The organism is Paenibacillus plantiphilus (assembly GCF_927798095.1).
GTDB classification, from domain to species: Bacteria; Bacillota; Bacilli; order Paenibacillales; family Paenibacillaceae; genus Paenibacillus_Z; species Paenibacillus_Z plantiphilus.
This window is the reverse complement of the sequence record NZ_CAKMMF010000006.1, coordinates 131,150-150,207: the sequence shown is the minus strand read 5'-3', so window position 1 is coordinate 150,207 and position 19,058 is coordinate 131,150. Positions and strand designations below refer to the sequence as shown.

The following is a 19,058-nucleotide window of genomic DNA, read 5'->3' as shown; positions in this document are numbered from 1 at the left end:
GAGATGGAGGGAGCAAGGGATTAGTGGATTAGGGGATCAGGGAATTAGTGGATTAGGAAATCAGGAGATCAGGAGGGATGGTCAGTTGAAACGGACCGTCACCGAAAATGTAATGAAGATCGCCGCAAATCCGGCCGTATAGAGCGGATGCGGTGATCTTCATTGATCTTCATTATCGTGTTGCATTGTGAAGCAAGCAGTTTTGTTAACAGTTATGATGAAACAAGGAGGGCTGCCCCCTTGTAGCTCAACTGACTAGTCCGACTATTCTCGGACCTTAATGAGGTAATCCAGCATTCTTACGATTACAGCCGCCGCTTGAGCTCTGGATGCATTGTTCTGAGGCTGGAAGCTTCCGTCCGGATATCCGCCCATGATGCCCGCTTCTGCAAGCGTGGCAATCGCGTCACTAGCCCATCCGGAGATGCTGCCGCCGTCTTTAAACGGACTGTTGCTTGAAACGGCTGCCATATTGGCGACTCGGGCCAGTATGACGGCCATTTCCTCTCTCGTAATGACGGCATCCGGCGCAAACGTATTATCGCTTTTGCCTCTTACGACTCCAAGCGCTCCTGCAATGGACACATATTGCTGCGCCCAATGACCTTCCGTATCGGCAAACACCTTGCTGCCTTCCGTTTGCAGCCCCAGCGAAAGCACGATCATCTTCAGAAACTCCGCTCTTGTTACGGATGCGTTAGGCTTGAAGGTTCCATCCCCGTATCCTGAGATGGCTCCCAGCTCTACCAGGCGTCTAATTTCCTTGCTCGCCCAGTTCGTCTCAGGCACATCCGCAAACTTAGTCACCGGCTGTTCCGGTTGCTCCGGCTCTACCGGCTCTACCGGCTCTTCGGGTGTTTCCGGCTCCGGCACAACAGGCTGCTCGCTCCATTTCGCGGTCAGCGTTCGGCTGGAATAGATGGCTGCTGAAGCGGAGAATGCTGTTCCGTCCGCATTGTACCATCCTTCGAAAACATAGCCATTTCGTTCAGTCCCAGGCAAACTGCCTACTGCCGAACCGGCGATTACCGTCAGGCTCGATACCGGCGTTCCGCCGTTGGTGTCAAAGCTGACGACATAAGTTGTCGGCGGAACAACTACGACCGGTCTGGCAGCAACGTTGATCGAATAGGTTGCTGTGCGGCCTTCATATGCAACAGTCAATGGCTGGCTCGACACCGCATTGCTGCTGTCGAACCCGCTTACCATATCCGGTGTTGCCGCCACTTCCGTCGTAGTATTGTCGCTCCAGCGCACTTCTAGCGTCAAGCCCGTTACATCGAGCGTATCGCCGACCTGATATTGCGTTTTGTGTCCTGTCGATTTGATCGCGATGCTGTCTACTATAACCGGGATAGACACATCCACAATGTTGATCGTATAGGCTGCCGTACGACCTTCATAAGTAACGGTCAATGGCTGGTTCGTCACCGCACTGCTGCTGTCGAACCCGCTCACCATATCCGGCGTTGCCGCCACTTCGGTCGTTGTTTCGTCGCTCCAACGAACTTCAAGCATCAAGCCCGTTACGTCGAGCGTATCGCCGACCTCGTAATGCGTCTTATGATCGGTCGATTTGATCGCGATGCTGTCTACAACCGGGACAGTCGCATCCACAACAGTGATCGCATAGGTTGCTGTTCGTCCTTCGTAAGCAACAGTCAGCTGCTGGCTGTCTGCTGGCGCACTGCTATCGAACCCGCTTACCATATCCGTTGTTACCGCCACTTCAGTAGAAGTATTATTGCTCCAGTTAACATGAATAGCAAGACCCGTGACATCGAGCGTATCGCCGACCTGATATTGCGTTTTGTGTCCTGACGATTTGACCGTGATTCCTTCGATTGTCGGCGCTTCCATAATGGCCACATTATACGTAGTTGTTGCTCCCTGGTAAGCAATCGTCAGCGTCTGGCTCTCAACAGCAGCGCTGCTGTTGAAACCTTCTACCATTTCGGATGTAACCGGCACCGTTGTTTTGGTTCCGTTGCTCCAGCTTACTTCCAGCGTCAAATCTGCAACGCTGAGCTCATCTCCCGCCACATACTGCGTCTTATGCGTCGTCGAGTTGACAGCAATACTCTCGACTTCCGCTTCCGGTTCTGCCAATTCGCCGTAAAGCTTAAGCTCGGCCAAGTTGCCGAACCAATTGCCCGGGTTCGTTACCTTCAAATATCTGTAAGCCGTTTGATCTGTTGCGCTGAACGCTTGCCAAGGCTGTATGCCTTGCGCGCCCGTAATCAGATCCGTCCAGCTCACATTGTCATTGGAGCCTTGTATCACTGTTCCAGCCGCCCGTGCAAGCTGATCCTGTCTCGCAATCAATTTAACTTTGGACAGCTTGATCATCCGGTCCTTGAAATCCATAACGAACCAGCCTGCCCCGTTGTTGCCGGGACCGCGGAAATCCGAATTCGTTCTTATATCTCCATCGAACAGATAACCTACTTGTGCCAGAGTAGCCTCTGCCGCTCGGTTAGGCGTTGAGTCAATGAAGCTGGCGATATCCATTACATGATGAATGTATCCCGGCTCCTCAAGCACCGTTACGGATGAGCCGTCCGTTGTCTGTTCCACGGGCCATCCATTCTTATAATTAATGACAAATTTGATGTCTCCCGGCGTATCAAGCTCGCTGACAACGAATTCCGCCTTCCAGTTCAAACCATCCTGGGATACCGGCACTACAGGTTTGCCATAAAGGACAACATTTACATCTTCAATAACATTGTCCGCCTTAAATGAGAGCGACACCGTATCTCCGACATTTGCAACCGTTGGGTTTTCGTTGCTCGATGCAAGCGATACCTCGCTAATTTCTTCAAGCAAGTTCAGATCTGTAAATGTACCGTACAATTTAAGTTCCGCCAAATTAGCATACCAGCTTCCGTTATTAAACACTCGGATATAACGGAAGGCCGTCGCGGCATCTTTGCTGAAAAACTTCTGCAGGACATCCGTATTCGCGGCGGGGTCCGTTAACTGCGTCCAGTTCGTGCCATTGTTGGACCCTTCAATGCGAACGCCGGAAATTCTGGACCCCCATTGCGCTCTGGCCAATATTTTCGCCCGGTCCAGCGTGAAGGTTGTAGCCGGCCCGAAATCAAACATCGCCCATTGGTTGCTTCCTGCCCATTCCGTAAAAGTGTTGGGCTTGCCGTCAAACCAGATCGACACGATGTTTCGAGCTGTTCCGCCCGTGTTGCCATTGTTAAGTGTAATGTTAAAGCTTTTGCCGAATATATCGGCCTCCTGTATTGGGAGAGCCGTCTCCAGCGCATGCTTCAGACCATAATAGGCCGTCTCCGCATCCTCTCTGGATGGAGAGACCTGGGCCGTAATGGCCTTGGCATTGCTCAGTGCGGAAACAATAATCTGCCAATTCTCCGGCGTATAATCGTCTTCTGCAAGCGCTTCGGCGATCGGATACAAGTTGATCGCATCGGCGATCAGCTTGGCGATATAGTTCTCGCTTTGGAGAACGTTGTATTGCACCATAAATACCGATGTGCTGACGCCATCGCCGCCAGTTGAGGTCAATGTGATGTATCCTTTTCCTTCGGGCTCATCCACTGGCACCTGCCAGATCAAATTGCCGCTTTGCGCATCATAAGCAGCGGATTCGGGCTTGGATGTCGCGACAACGGCAGCCTGATTGCCGTTTACGTCATGGGCCAGCACATGATTGGTATAACTGGCTCCAGGGTACAACAAAATCTCATTGACATTGGAAGCCATCGACAGCGCAGTGTAATCCCGCGTCTCATTGAACAGAAAATCTTTCAATTCCACGGTCCCGGAGCTCTCGCTGGAAGCTGTGACGCGCAAAAAGTTTGATTTGCCGATCTGGGATTCGTACCCGGTGGCCGCGAGATTGAAATTTAGCGTGATCCAGCCATCGGCGCCAAGTCCATCCGTTTTGGGCACATTGAATGTCGCCACTCTGCCGACCGGATCGCCCAGCATGTCGACATGCAGGACGGCGTCTGTATCGCTTTTTACTTTAACCCGCAAAGTTGGACTTCCTGTTAGAAAATCAACATCTGTGTAAGACACGGAAGTTTTTGCTCCCGGTGCTACTGCAAGCTTGACAGATCCTTGTTTTCCTTCCGCTCTTGCTGCCTCTCCTTCAATCTGGAAAGCATAACTTCCGCCGCTGACGGGTTGAAAGGTTGAGGCATTAACAGCCGGCTTGGCAACCATGCTGTCAATTGTAATGCTGCCGGCGCCCTCATACACGAGATAGACATCATTATTGCCGCCGTTGCGGCCGTACAATTGCTCATTGTCGCCATGCTCGAAGGTGAGCGTCCGCATCAATTCGCCTGTGCTTGTCAGCGCGTATTCTTTGAAGGGGGCGCTGCCGGGCGATCCCAATACGAGCTTTAATGTTCCGCCGGTTGTTTTGCCATTGAGATTAAACGTGTGGATTCCTTTATCGAAATCCATGTTTTTAAACCCTATATATCCGCCGTCTGACAATGTAACGGTTTGATCCGGATTTTTGACGGAGGCCGCAGAACTGAATAGATCGGCATCCGCCGCTTTCGTATTCGTGGCCAGCGTTGACTTCGTAAATTTGAACCAAAGCGTATTTCCGTGAAAATTGTAGCCGTTGCCTGAGCCGTAGAAGTAGAAATAAACCGTTTTTTGACCGGTCAGAAGGTCAGGTCTGTTCTTGAGCTTGTGCGAATTGGTCTTGAAAATGTTGTACCAGCTCGTATTCTCAACTTGTATAGTGCCGGCAAGCGTCGAATTGTTGAAATGGTTCACTGTAGGATTCGCTGTATGCTCGCCAATTCGCACATCTATACTGCCGCCAATATTCGAATTCATGCCGAAACTGATCGCCAGCATGTCCGCAATGCTGCTGGGAGTGGAGCCGAATTGGTCAAAGTCCACGCTATAGGCTGTCCAGGCGCCGTTCTTCACATTGCTGGTAGCAAATCGCATGATGCCATCCTCATCCGGGAACGGTTCGGTTATAACGCCGCCTTCCGTACCGCCTGTAGCTGTGTACTGATAGCCTGGTAGCCGGTTATATACCTTATAAGAGTCATCTACCGGATCAGGATCTGCGGGAAGCCCCGCTCCTGTCTGCCCTATGCCCACCGTCCAAGGTGTAGTTACCATCTCTTCGACGCCAAGAGTATCAGCGCTTTCATAAGCGGCATCGACATATTTATACAGACTTCCGTAGGTGCTGTCTCCATACAAATCCAGATAGAAACCGTCCTCGTCGCTTATGTAGGGATCGGTTCTGACATCCTCATCGGCATATCCCTTTTCATGCTTATAATAGTTCAGCAGCGTGCCAAAGGAATTGAAAATCCGTCCTCTGCCATCCGTCGTAATTTTACCGAACGGGGCTTGATCTCCGGTTCCGTTGATGCTGGGCTGCCAGAAGACATCGCCGCCAAGATTATATTTGGAGAAATAGGCGGCATATTTCAATAGCTTTTGTCCGTATAACTCGAACAGATTGACTCCGCCTTCTTCGGCGGTTTTGAACGCTCCCGTCTCATCTACCAATGTGCCTTGAATATAGGTTGTGCGCGCCATCGCAGACATCGGAAACATGCTCTCCTGGGCATGCGGAATATCGCGTCCCATCTCAACCTGCTGGCCGGAGTCCAGAATCATCGAATCAATCGAGAAATTATGCGATATCCCGGATAAGCCAACCCGAGCCTGATTGCGCACAATACGCTCGACGGCATCCTTATACATGTCCAGATCGTCCAGATAGATCGCTATGGCCATATAGGCTTGCGCGCCGAAATTTCCTTGATTGAAGTAGCCGTCCTTCCGGTCGACGCCGGGGAGGAGAAGCCTCAGCATACTTTCGAATTTCTGGAGCTCCTCATCGCTCCCCCAGCCGGAGCTCGGTGTATATCTGAGAATTTCGGCTGCCATCACCAGCATGGGAACGGCTATTCCGCTGCGAATAATATCCCGCTTCGAATCCGTCGCCAGCGTATTGGACCAGACGTTCAGAATATCCTTGGCCTTATCCACATAATCGTCATTGCCTGTAATGTACCACATTAAGGATAAGTAGTAGGCCGCGTTCGCATCGCGAATCAGCGCGTAGGTTTCCCTGTCGCTGGTCAACGTAGTAAATGGTCCGCTGTTGATATAAGTCAAATTGGAGTAGGCGCTTTTTCTAAAAGATTCAAACGATTCTTTCCACGGCGACTTTCCTTGCCAGATCATATCGCGCATGACGTTCAAATCTTCACGACTGATAAAATAACCCGGATGAACAATACCGGCGCTTGATTGTACGATCATGTTGTCATAATCCCTGTTGTAACCGGGATTGATCAGATTGCTGTTCTGTGGCGTAGGGATTGTGGATACATACGGTTCATCAGGCGCAACCGGATTAGCCCAAGCTGTATTGAAACCATCTAATGCCATTGCCTGCATAAGAACAAGCAAAGCTAAAACATAGACTCCTGCTTTTTTTAAATGCTTCCCCATGTTCTACGATCTCCTCTTCGGGTTTGATTGCCTTGCAAGAATTGAGGTCGAATGCGTGGAGCTCGCTGAATGAATTCGTCTACCGTCTCCTCTCATACGCAAAGTGATGAAGTTCAAAACATATAAAGCGCTTTCAATCGCGAGCCTCACATAAAACCATATCATTCTCTTTTCTGCTGCTGAATGAAGTTTTTAAAGCTTGATGTCTACTTTTTTAACATGATTGCGCTGTTTTTCAGAAGATCGTGAACGATCAGATTGATGCTAATGGCAATCATAATGAAGAGGATAATGAACCATACTAAAATGCAGAAGGGCAATTCAACGATCAAATAAATGTAGGAAATAATTTTCATAGCAATAAAATTGGTGAAATTAATTTACAATATCGAAATTTAGTGTTATCTTGTTCTTGTCAGACATTACGGATAGAGGAGGCAGCGCAGTGCAATTTGACAAGTTCCACGGAATCATTCCCGCTTTCTATGCTTGCTATGATGATGAAGGAAATATCTCAGAGGCTCGAACGAAGGACTTAGGCCAGTATTTGTATGAGAAGGGAGTCCAGGGTGTATATGTCGGAGGCAGCTCCGGAGAGTGCATCTACCACAGTCTGGACGAGCGCAAAGCGGCACTGAGCTATGCAGCGAACCATTTGAAGGGTAAAATGACGCTCATTGCCCATGTGGGAGCGCCTTCCACAAGAGACAGTATTGCATTAGCGAAGCATGCGGCAGAATTGGGTTACGATGCTCTATCTGCGATTCCGCCTATTTATTTCAAGCTGCCGGACAGCGCGGTTCTTAAATATTGGAGCGAAATTATCGATGCCACTCCTCTTGATTTCATTATTTATAACATTCCTCAGACGACAGGATATACGCTCACGACTTCGCTGTTCGAGAGGCTGCTGAAGAACGATAAGGTCATCGGCGTCAAAAACTCATCGATGCCAACGATGGATATTGAGCGCTTCAAAAAAACCGGCGGAGACAATGTCATCGTCTTCAACGGTCCGGACGAACAGTTCGTCGCCGGCAGAATCATGGGCGCTGACGCCGGAATAGGCGGAACCTATGGCGCAATGCCGGAGCTGTTCCTGCAGGCGAACCGCTTTGTTCAGGAAGGCAAGTTTCAAGAGGCGAAGCTCCTGCAGAGCGAGATTAACGACATCATCATCGCGCTATGCTCGCTGAACGGGTCCATGTACGCAGGGATCAAAGAGGTTCTGAGAAGAAGAGGCGTCAACATCGGCAGCGTAAGGGGGCCTCTCGAAGGAATTTCCAGCGAGGATGGCGGCCGAATCGACAACATTATCGTCATGATCGATCAGGCCATTCAACGTTACTGCAGGTGATTGGGGTGAAGAGAAAAACGATTGTATGCTTTGGAGACTCCAACACTTGGGGCTATAACGCAGAAACAGGTTCGAGGTTCGATGAGGAGACAAGGTGGACAGGACTGCTGGCTTCCAGCCTCGGCAGCGAATACCGGGTTATAGAAGAAGGTCTCAGCGGCAGAACGAGCGTATGCGAAGATCCCTTGTTCGAAGGGCTGTCGGGGTTATCCTATCTCCAACCGTGTCTGCTGTCGCACTCGCCTTTGAACCTCGTTATCATTATGCTCGGTACGAACGACACGAAGGAACGGTTCGGTCTCACTTCTTATAACATCGCTCAAGGTATCGTCAGACTCGCAAGGAAAGCGCGGGCGTCTGCAGCAGGAATCAGCGGACAGGCTCCGGAGGTTCTCGTCGTTTCTCCGCCTGCTATAGGAGAACAATATGCACAAACCTCAATCGGCAAGGCGATGGGCAGCCAATGCAGCGGCAAATCGTTGGAGCTGGCGGAGCATCTGGGCAGCTTGCTTGCAGGAGAGGATATTCACTTTGCGGATTCGAAATTGCATGTCTCGATGAATGAAATTGACTACATGCATCTGGATGCCGAAGGGCATCGACTAATGACGGAATTTATGCGGGGTCAGGTCGCAAGTATATTAAACGGGAGGTAATGTTTATATGAAAAGGAAGCGGTTACTTGTTGCTGCTGTCGCTCTGATGATGTTGACTTCGATTATTGCTGGCTGCGCAAGCGGCAATAATGAAGCTGGTAATAATAAAGGAACGGATACATCCTCCGGCAAGGAAAAAGTGGAGATCAAGGTATGGCTGACGCCGCAGTGGAAAGGTGTTCTGGACGCTTCGGAGCAAGGGGCCGACTATGACAGCTTCATGAAATACGCAGCCGACAAATTCACGAAGCAATATGAGAAGTATGATGCGAAGGTCAATGTGGAAGTTATCGCAGGGGATCAGCGCGACCAGCTTCTCAATGTTAACCTGAGCGGTGGAACGCCACCGGATGTGTTTTTTGAAAGCGTTTTTGCAATGGGGGACTATGTTCACCGCGGGGCGCTAGTACCGTTGACCGATATCGTGGATGACAGCGCGAAGGGCGATATTGCACAGAACTATTGGGATGCGGTGACCTTCGGAGACGATGTTTATTTCTATCCGTTCCAGCATAATCCGGGCACACTGGTATACAACGCGGACATGTTCAGAGCAGCGGGTCTGGATAAATTCGTAGGCGAAGAAAATGAAATTAAAACATGGACACTTGCGGAATACGAAGAGGTTCTGAAAGGTCTTAAAGACAAGCTGCCGAAGGACAAATATTCCAATGCTTACCCGATGGCACAGTATGCTGTGAACAACCAAGGGGACACATGGAATCTGGCTTACCTGAGAATGTTCGGCAACCCATTTTTTGACGAGCAAGGCAATATCGTTGCGAATGATGAGAAGGGCGTTAAGGCAATGGAGTGGCTGAAGAAAATCAAGGACGCAGGCTACACGAACCCAGGTGCGGAATCGGTATCGTCCAATGATGCCAACGGCATGTTCCAGAACCAGCAGCTCGCGATCAGCTTCACGAACCCGATCCTGTTCAGCAACACGAAAGCGGATATGGAAAGCGGCAAAGCGAAGAAGTTTGATATGCGTCTTGCCAATATCCCATCCGAAAGCGGAGATCCGCTGTCCTTCACCTATGTGGTGGGAGCAAGCGTCTTCCAGACCAATGACGAGAAAAGAATCGAAGTGGCCAAAGATTTCGTGAAATTTTTCTCCACGGATCCTGAATTGGTGAAGTCATCCAAGAACGGCATTCCAGTAAGATCTTCCGTTTCCGAGGAGTTCAAGAGCGAGAAGCCTCTATTTGCCGCTTATGATGCGAATTCCAAATATCTGTTCAACTTCACGGGCAACATTCCGGGCTACAGCCAGCTAAGAGAGGTTCTCTATCCAGAGCTTCAAGCGCTCTATATCGGAGCCAAGACGCCTCAGCAGGCCATTGCGGATTATCAGACGAACGGCAACAAGATCATTGAAACGAACAAAGCAAGCTCCGTCATCTACCAGAAGTAAATGGATAAATAAACGATTAACAGCCTTGGGGTCAAGCGGTCTCAAGGCTGCTAATTAGAAAGGTAAAACGATATGAGACTACGTAATCAATCCATCAAAGAGAATTTTACCGGATATTTGTTTATCTTCCCTCAGATCCTGATTTTCTTGATTTTTCTGGTATATCCGATTATTGAAGGGATAAGGCTCAGCTTCTATCAGATTAATTATCAGAACGAGAAGTTTGTTGGACTGGATAATTACGCGTCTCTGTTTGGCGATCCTGTATTCTTTAAAGCGCTTATCAACACCGTTGTATTCGTTGTTTTTATCGTCATTCTAACAGTAGGCTTCGCGCTGTTCGTAGCATCTGCTGTATTCGACAAGAACGCCAAGTATGTCTCCTTTATTAGAGGAAGCTACTACATCCCTGTGATGGTCTCGATGGTCGTCATGAGTATGGTATGGAGCTTTCTGCTCAACCCTGCCAACGGACTGATTTCTTATTTTTCTCAGGAAATGGGTCTCGGTACGGTTAATTTACTGGGAAAATCACAGACGGTGCTGCCGGTTATTATATTCGTAACTTTCGCGACCAATGTTGGGCAAGCCATTATCCTGTATATCGCGGCGATGATCGGGGTTCCCAAGGATCTGTTTGAAGCAGCGGAGGTGGACGGGGCGAGCAGATGGCAGGTCATTCTTAAGATTCTGATTCCTTCTGTCAAGTCGTCCACAATTTATATTACGATCATCAACATCATTGCCGTCTTGAAAATATTCGTCGTGATCCAGCTCTTGACCGGGGGCGGACCGAACAATGCCTCTGTGACACTGATGTACTATCTATACAATAACGCCTTTAAATACAATCAGCTCGGCATGGCTTCTGCGGTTGGGGTTATTATGTTCCTCATTACGCTGCTGCTGTCGGTGCCTCAGCTAAGAAGCTTGATTAAGGAGAAGTGAGGGGTAATCAGCATGTCGCAGACGAAAAATAAGAAGAAGATGGAGCGGTTTGATGTTATAACAAACGCGATCGTCATCCTCTTCGCGATTGTTAACCTGTTTCCTTTATATTGGCTGTTTACAAGCTCGCTTAAGAACAGCTCGGATGTTGTGAAGATGCCGCCTGACTGGTGGCCGACCACGATCACGTTCTCCAATTATGCGGATGTGTTCCAAAGCCAGCCGGCGCTAAGATGGGCCTTCAACAGCCTGTTCGTATCGGGCGTTGCCACGATTCTTGTCATCATGGTAGGGGCAATGGCAGCTTACGGCTTCTCGAAGCTCAGGTTCAAAGGCAGAAACATTATTTTCATCATTTTTATTTCGAGCTTGATGATTCCTAAAGAAATTATGATTGTGCCGTTATTTCGCATTACGCAGGATTTCGGGATGGTCAACAGCTACGGCGGCATGATATGGCCTAACGTTGCTACCGCATTTGGCGTATTCCTGTTGAAGGGCTTTTTCGATTCGACGCCCGATGCATTAAGAGAAGCATCCCGAATTGATGGGGCAGGCGAGTGGAGAACCTTCTTCCAAATCATGCTGCCAATCATTAAGCCCGGTATTGGTGCTTTGTTCATATTGAACTTCGTGCAAGTGTGGAACGATTACCTGTGGCAGCTAGTCATCGGTCAAGAGAAGACAATGAAAACATTGATGGTAGGAACTGCGACCTTGATGCAGGATCTTAATCCAAATTTCGCCTATAAGATGGCAGGAGCAACCGTTGCTGCAATTCCGATGCTGTTGATCTTCTTATTATTCCAACGGTACTTTACACAAGGCATGACGGCTGGAGCAGTGAAGGAGTAAAACTAACAGGTGTGGAGTTGGAAACTAATGCAAACGCAAAAAACTATACTCGAATTGATAAAACATAAGCTGATCGTTTCTTGCCAGGCATTGCCTGAGGAACCGCTGCACAGTCCATTTATTATGGGCAGAATGGCATACGCGGCTTTCTTGGGCGGGGCATCGGGCATTCGGGCCAACAGCGTGGAGGATATACGGGAAATTAAGAAGCAGGTGAATTTGCCGATCATCGGGATCATCAAGAACGTGTATGAGGGCTCGGACGTATTCATCACGCCTACGATGAAGGAAGTGGATGAGCTTTGCCGCGAAGGGGTAGATATGATTGCGCTGGACGCGACGGATCGGGTAAGACCAGACGGCTCGACGCTAGCGGAGCTGTTCCCGGCAATAAGAGAGAAGTACAAGGACCAGCTCTTCATGGCTGATTGCTCCACGTACGAGGAGGGGGTCTTGGCTGCCGGGCTCGGGTTCGACATTGTGGGAACGACTTTGAGCGGTTATACGGAAGGGACGAGGGACAGGCCCTTGCCTGATTTTGATTTGGTGGAGCGGCTTGTGAATACGGTATCTGTTCCGGTCATAGCAGAAGGGGGCATCTCGACGCCCGAGGAATTGAGAAGATTGTTCGATCTCGGTATTTATTCGGCAGTGGTAGGGTCTGCAATTACGAGACCGATGGAAATTACGAAGAAATTCATGAAGGCTGTCGAATAGCCCATGAACATGAGAATTTTGGCGGCGGATATCGGGGGCACGAATACGAAGATCGGCATTTGCGATGAACAAGGCAATATGGGGCAGTTTAAAGAATACGCCACCGAAAGCCATAAGGGTGGTCGGCATGTAGTGAGCAGATTGCTGGATCAGCTCGCAGAGTACGATTACGATTATGATGCGATCGCGATCAGTACGGCGGGACAAGTGAATGCCGAGGAAGGCAGCATTGTATACGCCAACGAGAACATACCGAATTACACAGGAACGAAGCTTAGGGAGATGATCGAGGGCAGGTTCCATAAGCCGGTCAAGGTGGAGAATGACGTTAATGCTGCTGCGCTTGGTGAAGCAGCCTTTGGCGCGGCCCGATCGTTCGGTGATTTCCTGTGTCTGACTTTTGGCACGGGCATTGGCGGAGCGATTATCATCAATCGCCAGATCTATCGAGGAGCGAATGGAGTAGCGGCGGAATTCGGCCATATCTTTACCCGTCCTTTGGCGGGAATGAGCGGTGGCGCGGGGCGGCCCCATTATGAGTCGCATGCTTCAACGACAGCTTTAATACGAAAGGCGCGGGAGGCGGACCCGGAATGTGTGGACGGAAAGGTATTTTTTGATAAAATAAGTAAAGGGAACGTTGGATTGCAGCACATTTTACATGACTGGACTGCTGAAGTATCTCTTGGCTTGGCCTCCCTGATCCATGTGTTCAACCCTTCGGCAATTATTGTAGGAGGCGGAGTGATGGAGCAGGAGAGCCTCGTTCGTCTCGTGGCGGAAGGGACCAAGGCTATGGTGATGCCAAGCTTCGCTGATGTGTCGATCGTTAAGGCTTCCCTGGGCAATAAAGCCGGTTTATTAGGCGCTGCCTCCCTCTTTCTACGCTGAACGCGCCGCTAGCTGGAGCTGCTGTGATCGAACGGACCCAATCCTGAGCATTCAAGAGGTGATAGATTGCGCACAATTAATATTTTTACAACGATTCATTCCAAGTACAACAATCTGACGAACACGGAGAAGAAGGTAGCGGATCATGTACTGGAGAATGCCAAAAGTGTTGTATATATGTCGATTACGGACCTCGCGGATGCTTGCGGTGTAGGCGAATCCAGTATATTCAGGTTTTGCAGGTCGCTCAGCTATAAGGGATACCAGGATTTCAAAATTGCGCTTGCGCACAGCATTACGGTAGAGAATGAAATTCCGCAGCTCACAGACAAGGTGCTGATGAACGATTCGATCGAGCAGGTCGCATCCAAGGTGCTGTCAACCAATATAAGCGCGTTGAACGAAACGTTTAATCTGATTGACAACTCGAAGATCGATCAAGCGATCGGGCATTTGCTGGGGGCAGAGCGGATCATTTTCTTTGGCGTCGGTTCTTCATTAATGACTGCGATGGAAGCGAAAATTAAATTTATGCGCATCACGAACAAGACAGAATGCTCCATCGATTCGCATCTGCAGATGATGTCGGCAGCTTTAATGACCCCGCGGGATGTCGCGGTTATCATTTCTTATTCCGGCTCAACCAAGGATACGATTGAGGTGGCGAAGAAGGCTAAGGAATGCGGCGCTACCGTCATTTCCATTACCAGATTCGTGAAGTCTCCGCTGACCTCGTATTCTGATCTTACGTTGCTTTGCGGTGCGAATGAGGGGCCTCTGCAGGGCGGTTCGTTGTCCGCTAAGATTTCGCAGCTCTACCTGCTGGATGTCCTGTATGTTGAATATTTTAAAAGAGATTATGAGGAATCGATACGGAATAAAGAGCATACAGCGGCTTCGGTGGCCGTGAAATTGCTTTAAGATATATGGCTGTGCGGACGGGCTGATCGCAAGGATTAACCGCGCGGGCTTGCGCCCTACGAGGGCTGCGCCGTATTCAGAAATCCATTGCTGGGGGAATGAATTATGATTCTAGGTTCTATGACATCATGGCAAGACCACTCTACATTTGAACATAGAGTCATCGTAGAAGCATTGGAGAAGCTGAATGAACTTCTTCTGAATAATCCCGCCGAAGGACGGATCGAGATGGATGGCGACAAGCTGTACGCTTCGATTATGGAGTTCGATGCCAAGCCGATGACGGAGCTGCTAGCCGAGAAGCATGAGCAGTATATCGATGTCCATTATCTGATTGAAGGTGAAGAGACGATAGGCTGGTTTTCCTTGCAGGAAGACAGCGCGGCTGCTAAGTCTTATGACAGCGAGCAGGATTATGCGCTGTACGAGCCTTCGCCTGAGGAGCTGCTGATTCGGCTCAAGCCGGGCATGTTCGCAGTCTTTTTCCCACACGATATTCATAGACCGGGCATGGGAGAGAGCGGAAGAATCAAGAAGGCGGTCATTAAAGTTCATGTGGGGCTGATGAATGACTAGCGCGGATTTATGCGGGATAGGATGGTAAGACAAACCTCAGCTTCTATGCGTTGCTGAGGTTTGTTAGTTTTCCAGCGCAGCCATCCTAATATCATTCCACGGAGGCTGCTGAAAAAGTTAATCTAGAAAAGATGAAGAGTCGTCACAAAATGTCCATCGTGGCTATGGTCGTAATGCGTTTTCATTTGCAAGAAGTCGCTCATAGCTGCAAAAATACATCTCCTACATCAAATAGAGCTGCTCACAGACGGAGTAACTGCAAAAATACATCAAATATCGCCAAAACCCAGCGTATTCAATACTTTTCTGGTTTTTTGATGTATTTTTGCAGGTGAATGGCTTGAAATGGTCCATACGGGGCATGTTACCTGTATTTTTGCTGCAATGGAGGTGAATGCAACGGCTGGATCAGCAATACGGTGGGAAATAACGTATGGACTTTTTCAGTGGCCTCATTCCACGCTGCCAGTACTTTTTTTCGAACTTATTTGCCGGAACGATTGAACAGTCAGCATGAAGCTAATACCAATTAGAAACGTGTAATAATTAATGTAAATTGTATTTGTATACTGGTTGATTACACCGTACTTGAATTAGCAATCAATCCGTTGATATTTGTAGCATAATCGAACTGTAAAATGATAGCTGCAACGAATATAACAAAGAAGCATATGGGAAAGATGATTGTCCTATTAGCAAAATACTTTTCTCTATGAACGAAGTAGAAAATGCCGGCAAGCAGCAATATGTAAGCTGGGATTTCAATGAACCACAATAGTAGTGCTGGATTTCCATTTCCTGAAATCGCTTTGCCAGGAAGCATTTTGATCGTAAATATATCTACTAGGAGAATGAAAGTAAGGTTGAGGATAATCAAAACGATGGTAACTATTATACCGATTTTTGTTTTCACCTAAACAATCCTTCCAGCACAATTTTAGTAGGACCAAGTTAAATGGATAGAAATTGCAGAAGGTCTATTCGAATCAATGTAGCGCTAAAAGGTGTCATAGTCAATACTGCTATACGGTCAGTAAGAGAGAGTGAACGAGGTTTTAACGCCGACGTGTGACTGAGCACCGCGTGCCGCGATGGCACCGCATGCGGGTACGCGGTGTGGAAGAAACAATGGCCCTGTAACGGGTTTGGGTGACAGTATACCAGTGCAAGGAGTTGGTACATTGCTGCTTGCGATGTAACAATATTTCTAATATGATGTATACAATGAGTAATATAGTTACATTGTGATTTGCATTCAATCGCACAGGAGTTGAACCTATGCATACAACAGGATCTTCGCTCACACGTCTCGCGGGCATGCTTTCGGCGTTGCAGCCTGCGGAACAGCGGGTTGCCCAGTTCATCCTTGCGCAGCCAGAGGCGGTATGCCGCATGTCGGTGCAGAAACTGGCAGAGAGCGCGGCGACAAGTGTCGCGACAATTGCCCGCTTGTCGCAAAAGCTGGGAATTGGCGGCTTTCAGCAGCTCAAGCTTGACATCGCCGCACGGCTGGGACAAGAAGAAGCCGCAGAGCACGCACAGCGGAGCATGTACGATGATATTCGCCCGTTTATGGATGCGTCCGAGGTAGTCGCCCAATTGTCCAATTGGGCGCTGAAGTGTATCGAGGATACGGCGGCGGTGCTGTCGCCCGAGCTGCTGCAGCAAGCGGTGAATGCGCTGATCGCCGCGCGCAAAACGCTGTTCTTCGGCGTTGCCAGCTCGTCGTTTGTAGCCTTCGAAGCCGCTCACAAGTGGATGAGGCTGGACAGGTGGAGCCACGGCTACAGCGATCTGCAGCTCATGCTGACCTCAGCGGCGCTGCTGCGTGAGGGAGATGTCTGTGTCGTGCTCTCGTATTCAGGCAAAACTAAAGAGGTGCTGCAGGCGGCCAAGGTCGCGCAGGAAAACGGGGCGACTGTCATTGCGATTACTCAGGTTGGGCATAACCCGCTTCATAAGCTCGCTGATATCGGGCTGTGGGTTACGGCAACGGAAGCGGGGATGAAGCGGGGCAACATCGGTTCCCGCGTCGCGTTGTCGCATGTCATTGATATTTTATACATGTCGATGGTCAGCCATTCATTCGAATCGACGGTCAGCCGGCTGGAAGAGACACACACAAAGGTTCAGCAGAAAAAAGAGGAGGCCTGATTCTGAATGGAAATTCTTGTCGCACAAACAGCTGCAATCGGGCAGTTGGGTGGAGAATTGATCGCACGGCAATTACGGTCGAAGCCGGACAGTATTCTGGGATTGGCTACAGGTTCAACGCCGATTCCGTTCTATAAGGAGTGGATCTCACTGGTTGGGAGGGGCGAGCTGAGCTTTGCGCGCGCACGCTCGTTCAATCTGGACGAGTATGCGGGCTTGCCGCGCGCCCATTCTCAAAGCTATTGGACGTTCATGCAAGAGAACCTGCTTCGACATATTGATCTACGGGTATCCGCAACAGAGATTCCAAATGGAGAAGCAGCTGACCTGCAAGCCGAATGCGTCCGCTACGACCGCACGCTGGAGAGCGCCGGGGGTATCGACTGGCAATTGCTGGGCATCGGGCATAATGGTCATATTGGCTTTAATGAGCCGGGACCTTCGCTGACTGCGGGCACGCATGTCGTTGAGCTGGCTGAGGAGACGCGCCAAGCGAACAGCCGGTTTTTCGACTCGCTGGATGACGTGCCGCGGCAGGCGATCACGGTCGGCATGGGCACGATATTGAAGGCGCGCGAAATCGTACTTGTCGCTCAGGGAGAGGGCAAAGCTGAGATCGTCGCTCAAGCGCTGACCGGACCTGTAATGACGGAGCTGCCGGCATCGTTTCTGCAGCTGCATGCCAAGGTCACGGTCGTATTGGACGAAGCTGCTGCCTCCAAGCTTCCCGCATCGCTGCTAGGTTCGACGAGAGAGGCGGAGCTTCTATGAGCAAAGAAGACAAGCAAGCTGTCGCGGGATTGATCGCAGACGGACTGGGGGGCGAGCCGTATTACGGCATCGTAGTCATCGAGGATGGTGTGATCGAACGAATGATTAAGACGGGTACTTCTCAGCACGATCTGGAGACTATGGCGATAGATATCGAATTAGCGCAGGCAGAACTCGAATCAGCGCAGGCAGAACTCGAATCAGCGCATGCTGAACTCGAATCAGCACTGGCCGATCTTCAGTCGGCAGTGTCTGATAAGGGTGGAGCGCTGCATATTACCCGGGCCGAGAAGGCCATAATCGCACCGGGCTTCGTCGACCTGCATGTGCATGGCGGCGGCGGAGCGGATGTAATGGACGCCGACAAGGAGCAGCTGGCAGTTATGATTGGACATCATCTGCGCCACGGCTCGACCTCGATCGTAGCGACAACGATGACAGCGCCCAAGGCTGATATTGAGAAGGCACTGGCGACAGTTGAGACTTTTCGATGCACGTCGCCGCTTGGCGGGGCCATTATCGGCGTTCATCTGGAAGGGCCGTTCATAAGCCCCGTATATCCTGGTGCGCAGAATCCGTCGCATATAGCGGCTGCCCACGCGGATTGGATTGAAGACTGGAATGCCCGCCATCCGGGGCTGCTCCGCATTCTTACACTTGCTCCCGAGACGGAAGGCGCGGAGAAGACGATACGGACTGCTGTTTCACACGGAATCGTTGCCGCTTGCGGACACAGCAACGCGACATATGATATGATGCAAAGCGCTATTGGGTGGGGTGTCACGCATTCGGTGCATTGCTGCAACGGTATGCGGCCCTTCCATCATCGCGAGCCGGGCGTTGTCGGAGCTATTCTGCTGCATGCGGAGCTGTCGACAGAACTCATAATGGATGGACACCATCTGCATCCGGCTTCATCTGATCTTGTGCGCCGGGTCAAAGGCAATCGCGTCTGTGTCGTAACAGACGCGATGCGCGCCAGCGGCATGCCGGATGGCGAGTATACGCTTGGCGATCTTGATGTCAACGTGCGGGAAGGCATTGCCAGGTTGAAAGAGGACGGAAGCCTGGCTGGAAGCACGCTGACGATGCAATCGGCGCTGGCGGAGCTTATCCGCCAGCATGGACTAGCGCTGCATGAGGCGCTGCCGCATGCAACGTCTATTCCGGCGGGGATTATCGGAGCCGCCGACAAGGGTCGAATTGAAGCCGGAGCAGCAGCGGATCTGCTGCTGCTCGACCCAGCCGCTTACACCGTGCAGGAAGTGATGCTCGGCGGGAGCTGGATCGGCGTCGAAGGGAGCTGATC

The 19,058-nt window shown here is 50.2% G+C and carries 14 protein-coding genes; 12 read left to right on the top strand and 2 right to left on the bottom strand.

Annotated elements, in window-relative coordinates; all coding sequences use genetic code 11:
- Positions 1 to 264: 264 nt before the first annotated feature.
- A complete protein-coding gene (locus L6H65_RS07205; protein ID WP_236339818.1) occupies positions 265 to 6,486 on the bottom strand; it encodes an S-layer homology domain-containing protein in 6,222 nt (2,073 codons plus the stop codon).
- A gap of 445 nt (positions 6,487 to 6,931) precedes the next feature.
- Here L6H65_RS07205 and L6H65_RS07200 point away from each other — a divergent pair, with 445 nt between their 5' ends.
- The 9 genes from L6H65_RS07200 to L6H65_RS07160 all read left to right on the top strand — a co-directional run bounded on the left by L6H65_RS07200 (position 6,932) and on the right by L6H65_RS07160 (position 14,824).
- Positions 6,932 to 7,843, top strand: a complete 912-nt coding sequence (locus tag L6H65_RS07200; RefSeq protein WP_236339817.1) for a dihydrodipicolinate synthase family protein — start codon at positions 6,932 to 6,934, stop codon at positions 7,841 to 7,843.
- Between the two features lie 5 nt (positions 7,844 to 7,848).
- The gene (locus L6H65_RS07195) at positions 7,849 to 8,499 is read left to right on the top strand and encodes an SGNH/GDSL hydrolase family protein (protein ID WP_236339816.1); all 651 of its coding nucleotides are present in this window, start codon (positions 7,849 to 7,851) and stop codon (positions 8,497 to 8,499) included.
- Positions 8,500 to 8,506: 7 nt separating this feature from the next.
- Positions 8,507 to 9,916 (top strand): ABC transporter substrate-binding protein, encoded by a 1,410-nt coding sequence (locus L6H65_RS07190; protein WP_236339815.1) that lies wholly within the window; start codon positions 8,507 to 8,509, stop codon positions 9,914 to 9,916.
- Between the two features lie 72 nt (positions 9,917 to 9,988).
- The gene (locus L6H65_RS07185) at positions 9,989 to 10,864 is read left to right on the top strand and encodes a carbohydrate ABC transporter permease (protein ID WP_236339814.1); all 876 of its coding nucleotides are present in this window, start codon (positions 9,989 to 9,991) and stop codon (positions 10,862 to 10,864) included.
- Between the two features lie 12 nt (positions 10,865 to 10,876).
- A complete protein-coding gene (locus L6H65_RS07180; protein WP_236339813.1) occupies positions 10,877 to 11,719 on the top strand; it encodes a carbohydrate ABC transporter permease in 843 nt (280 codons plus the stop codon).
- Positions 11,720 to 11,746: 27 nt separating this feature from the next.
- Positions 11,747 to 12,436, top strand: coding sequence for an N-acetylmannosamine-6-phosphate 2-epimerase (locus tag L6H65_RS07175; protein ID WP_236339812.1), 690 nt, complete (start codon positions 11,747 to 11,749; stop codon positions 12,434 to 12,436).
- Between the two features lie 3 nt (positions 12,437 to 12,439).
- Positions 12,440 to 13,327 (top strand): ROK family protein, encoded by an 888-nt coding sequence (locus L6H65_RS07170; protein ID WP_307728309.1) that lies wholly within the window; start codon positions 12,440 to 12,442, stop codon positions 13,325 to 13,327.
- A 66-nt stretch (positions 13,328 to 13,393) separates the two neighbouring features.
- Positions 13,394 to 14,248, top strand: coding sequence for a MurR/RpiR family transcriptional regulator (locus L6H65_RS07165; RefSeq protein ID WP_236339811.1), 855 nt, complete (start codon positions 13,394 to 13,396; stop codon positions 14,246 to 14,248).
- A gap of 105 nt (positions 14,249 to 14,353) precedes the next feature.
- A complete protein-coding gene (locus L6H65_RS07160; protein WP_236339810.1) occupies positions 14,354 to 14,824 on the top strand; it encodes a NanQ anomerase/TabA/YiaL family protein in 471 nt (156 codons plus the stop codon).
- Positions 14,825 to 15,401: 577 nt separating this feature from the next.
- Here the strand turns inward: L6H65_RS07160 and L6H65_RS07155 are convergent.
- Positions 15,402 to 15,737, bottom strand: coding sequence for a hypothetical protein (locus tag L6H65_RS07155; protein ID WP_236339809.1), 336 nt, complete (start codon positions 15,735 to 15,737; stop codon positions 15,402 to 15,404).
- A gap of 365 nt (positions 15,738 to 16,102) precedes the next feature.
- Here L6H65_RS07155 and L6H65_RS07150 point away from each other — a divergent pair, with 365 nt between their 5' ends.
- From L6H65_RS07150 to nagA, 3 genes are read left to right on the top strand one after another with little or no spacing between them, the layout of a single operon-like run.
- A complete protein-coding gene (locus L6H65_RS07150; RefSeq protein ID WP_236339808.1) occupies positions 16,103 to 16,978 on the top strand; it encodes a MurR/RpiR family transcriptional regulator in 876 nt (291 codons plus the stop codon).
- A gap of 6 nt (positions 16,979 to 16,984) precedes the next feature.
- Positions 16,985 to 17,749, top strand: a complete 765-nt coding sequence (nagB, locus tag L6H65_RS07145) for a glucosamine-6-phosphate deaminase (RefSeq protein WP_236339807.1) — start codon at positions 16,985 to 16,987, stop codon at positions 17,747 to 17,749.
- The gene (gene nagA, locus L6H65_RS07140; protein WP_236339806.1) at positions 17,746 to 19,056 is read left to right on the top strand and encodes an N-acetylglucosamine-6-phosphate deacetylase; all 1,311 of its coding nucleotides are present in this window, start codon (positions 17,746 to 17,748) and stop codon (positions 19,054 to 19,056) included. Before nagB ends, nagA begins: the two co-directional genes overlap by 4 nt.
- Positions 19,057 to 19,058: the final 2 nt, after the last annotated feature.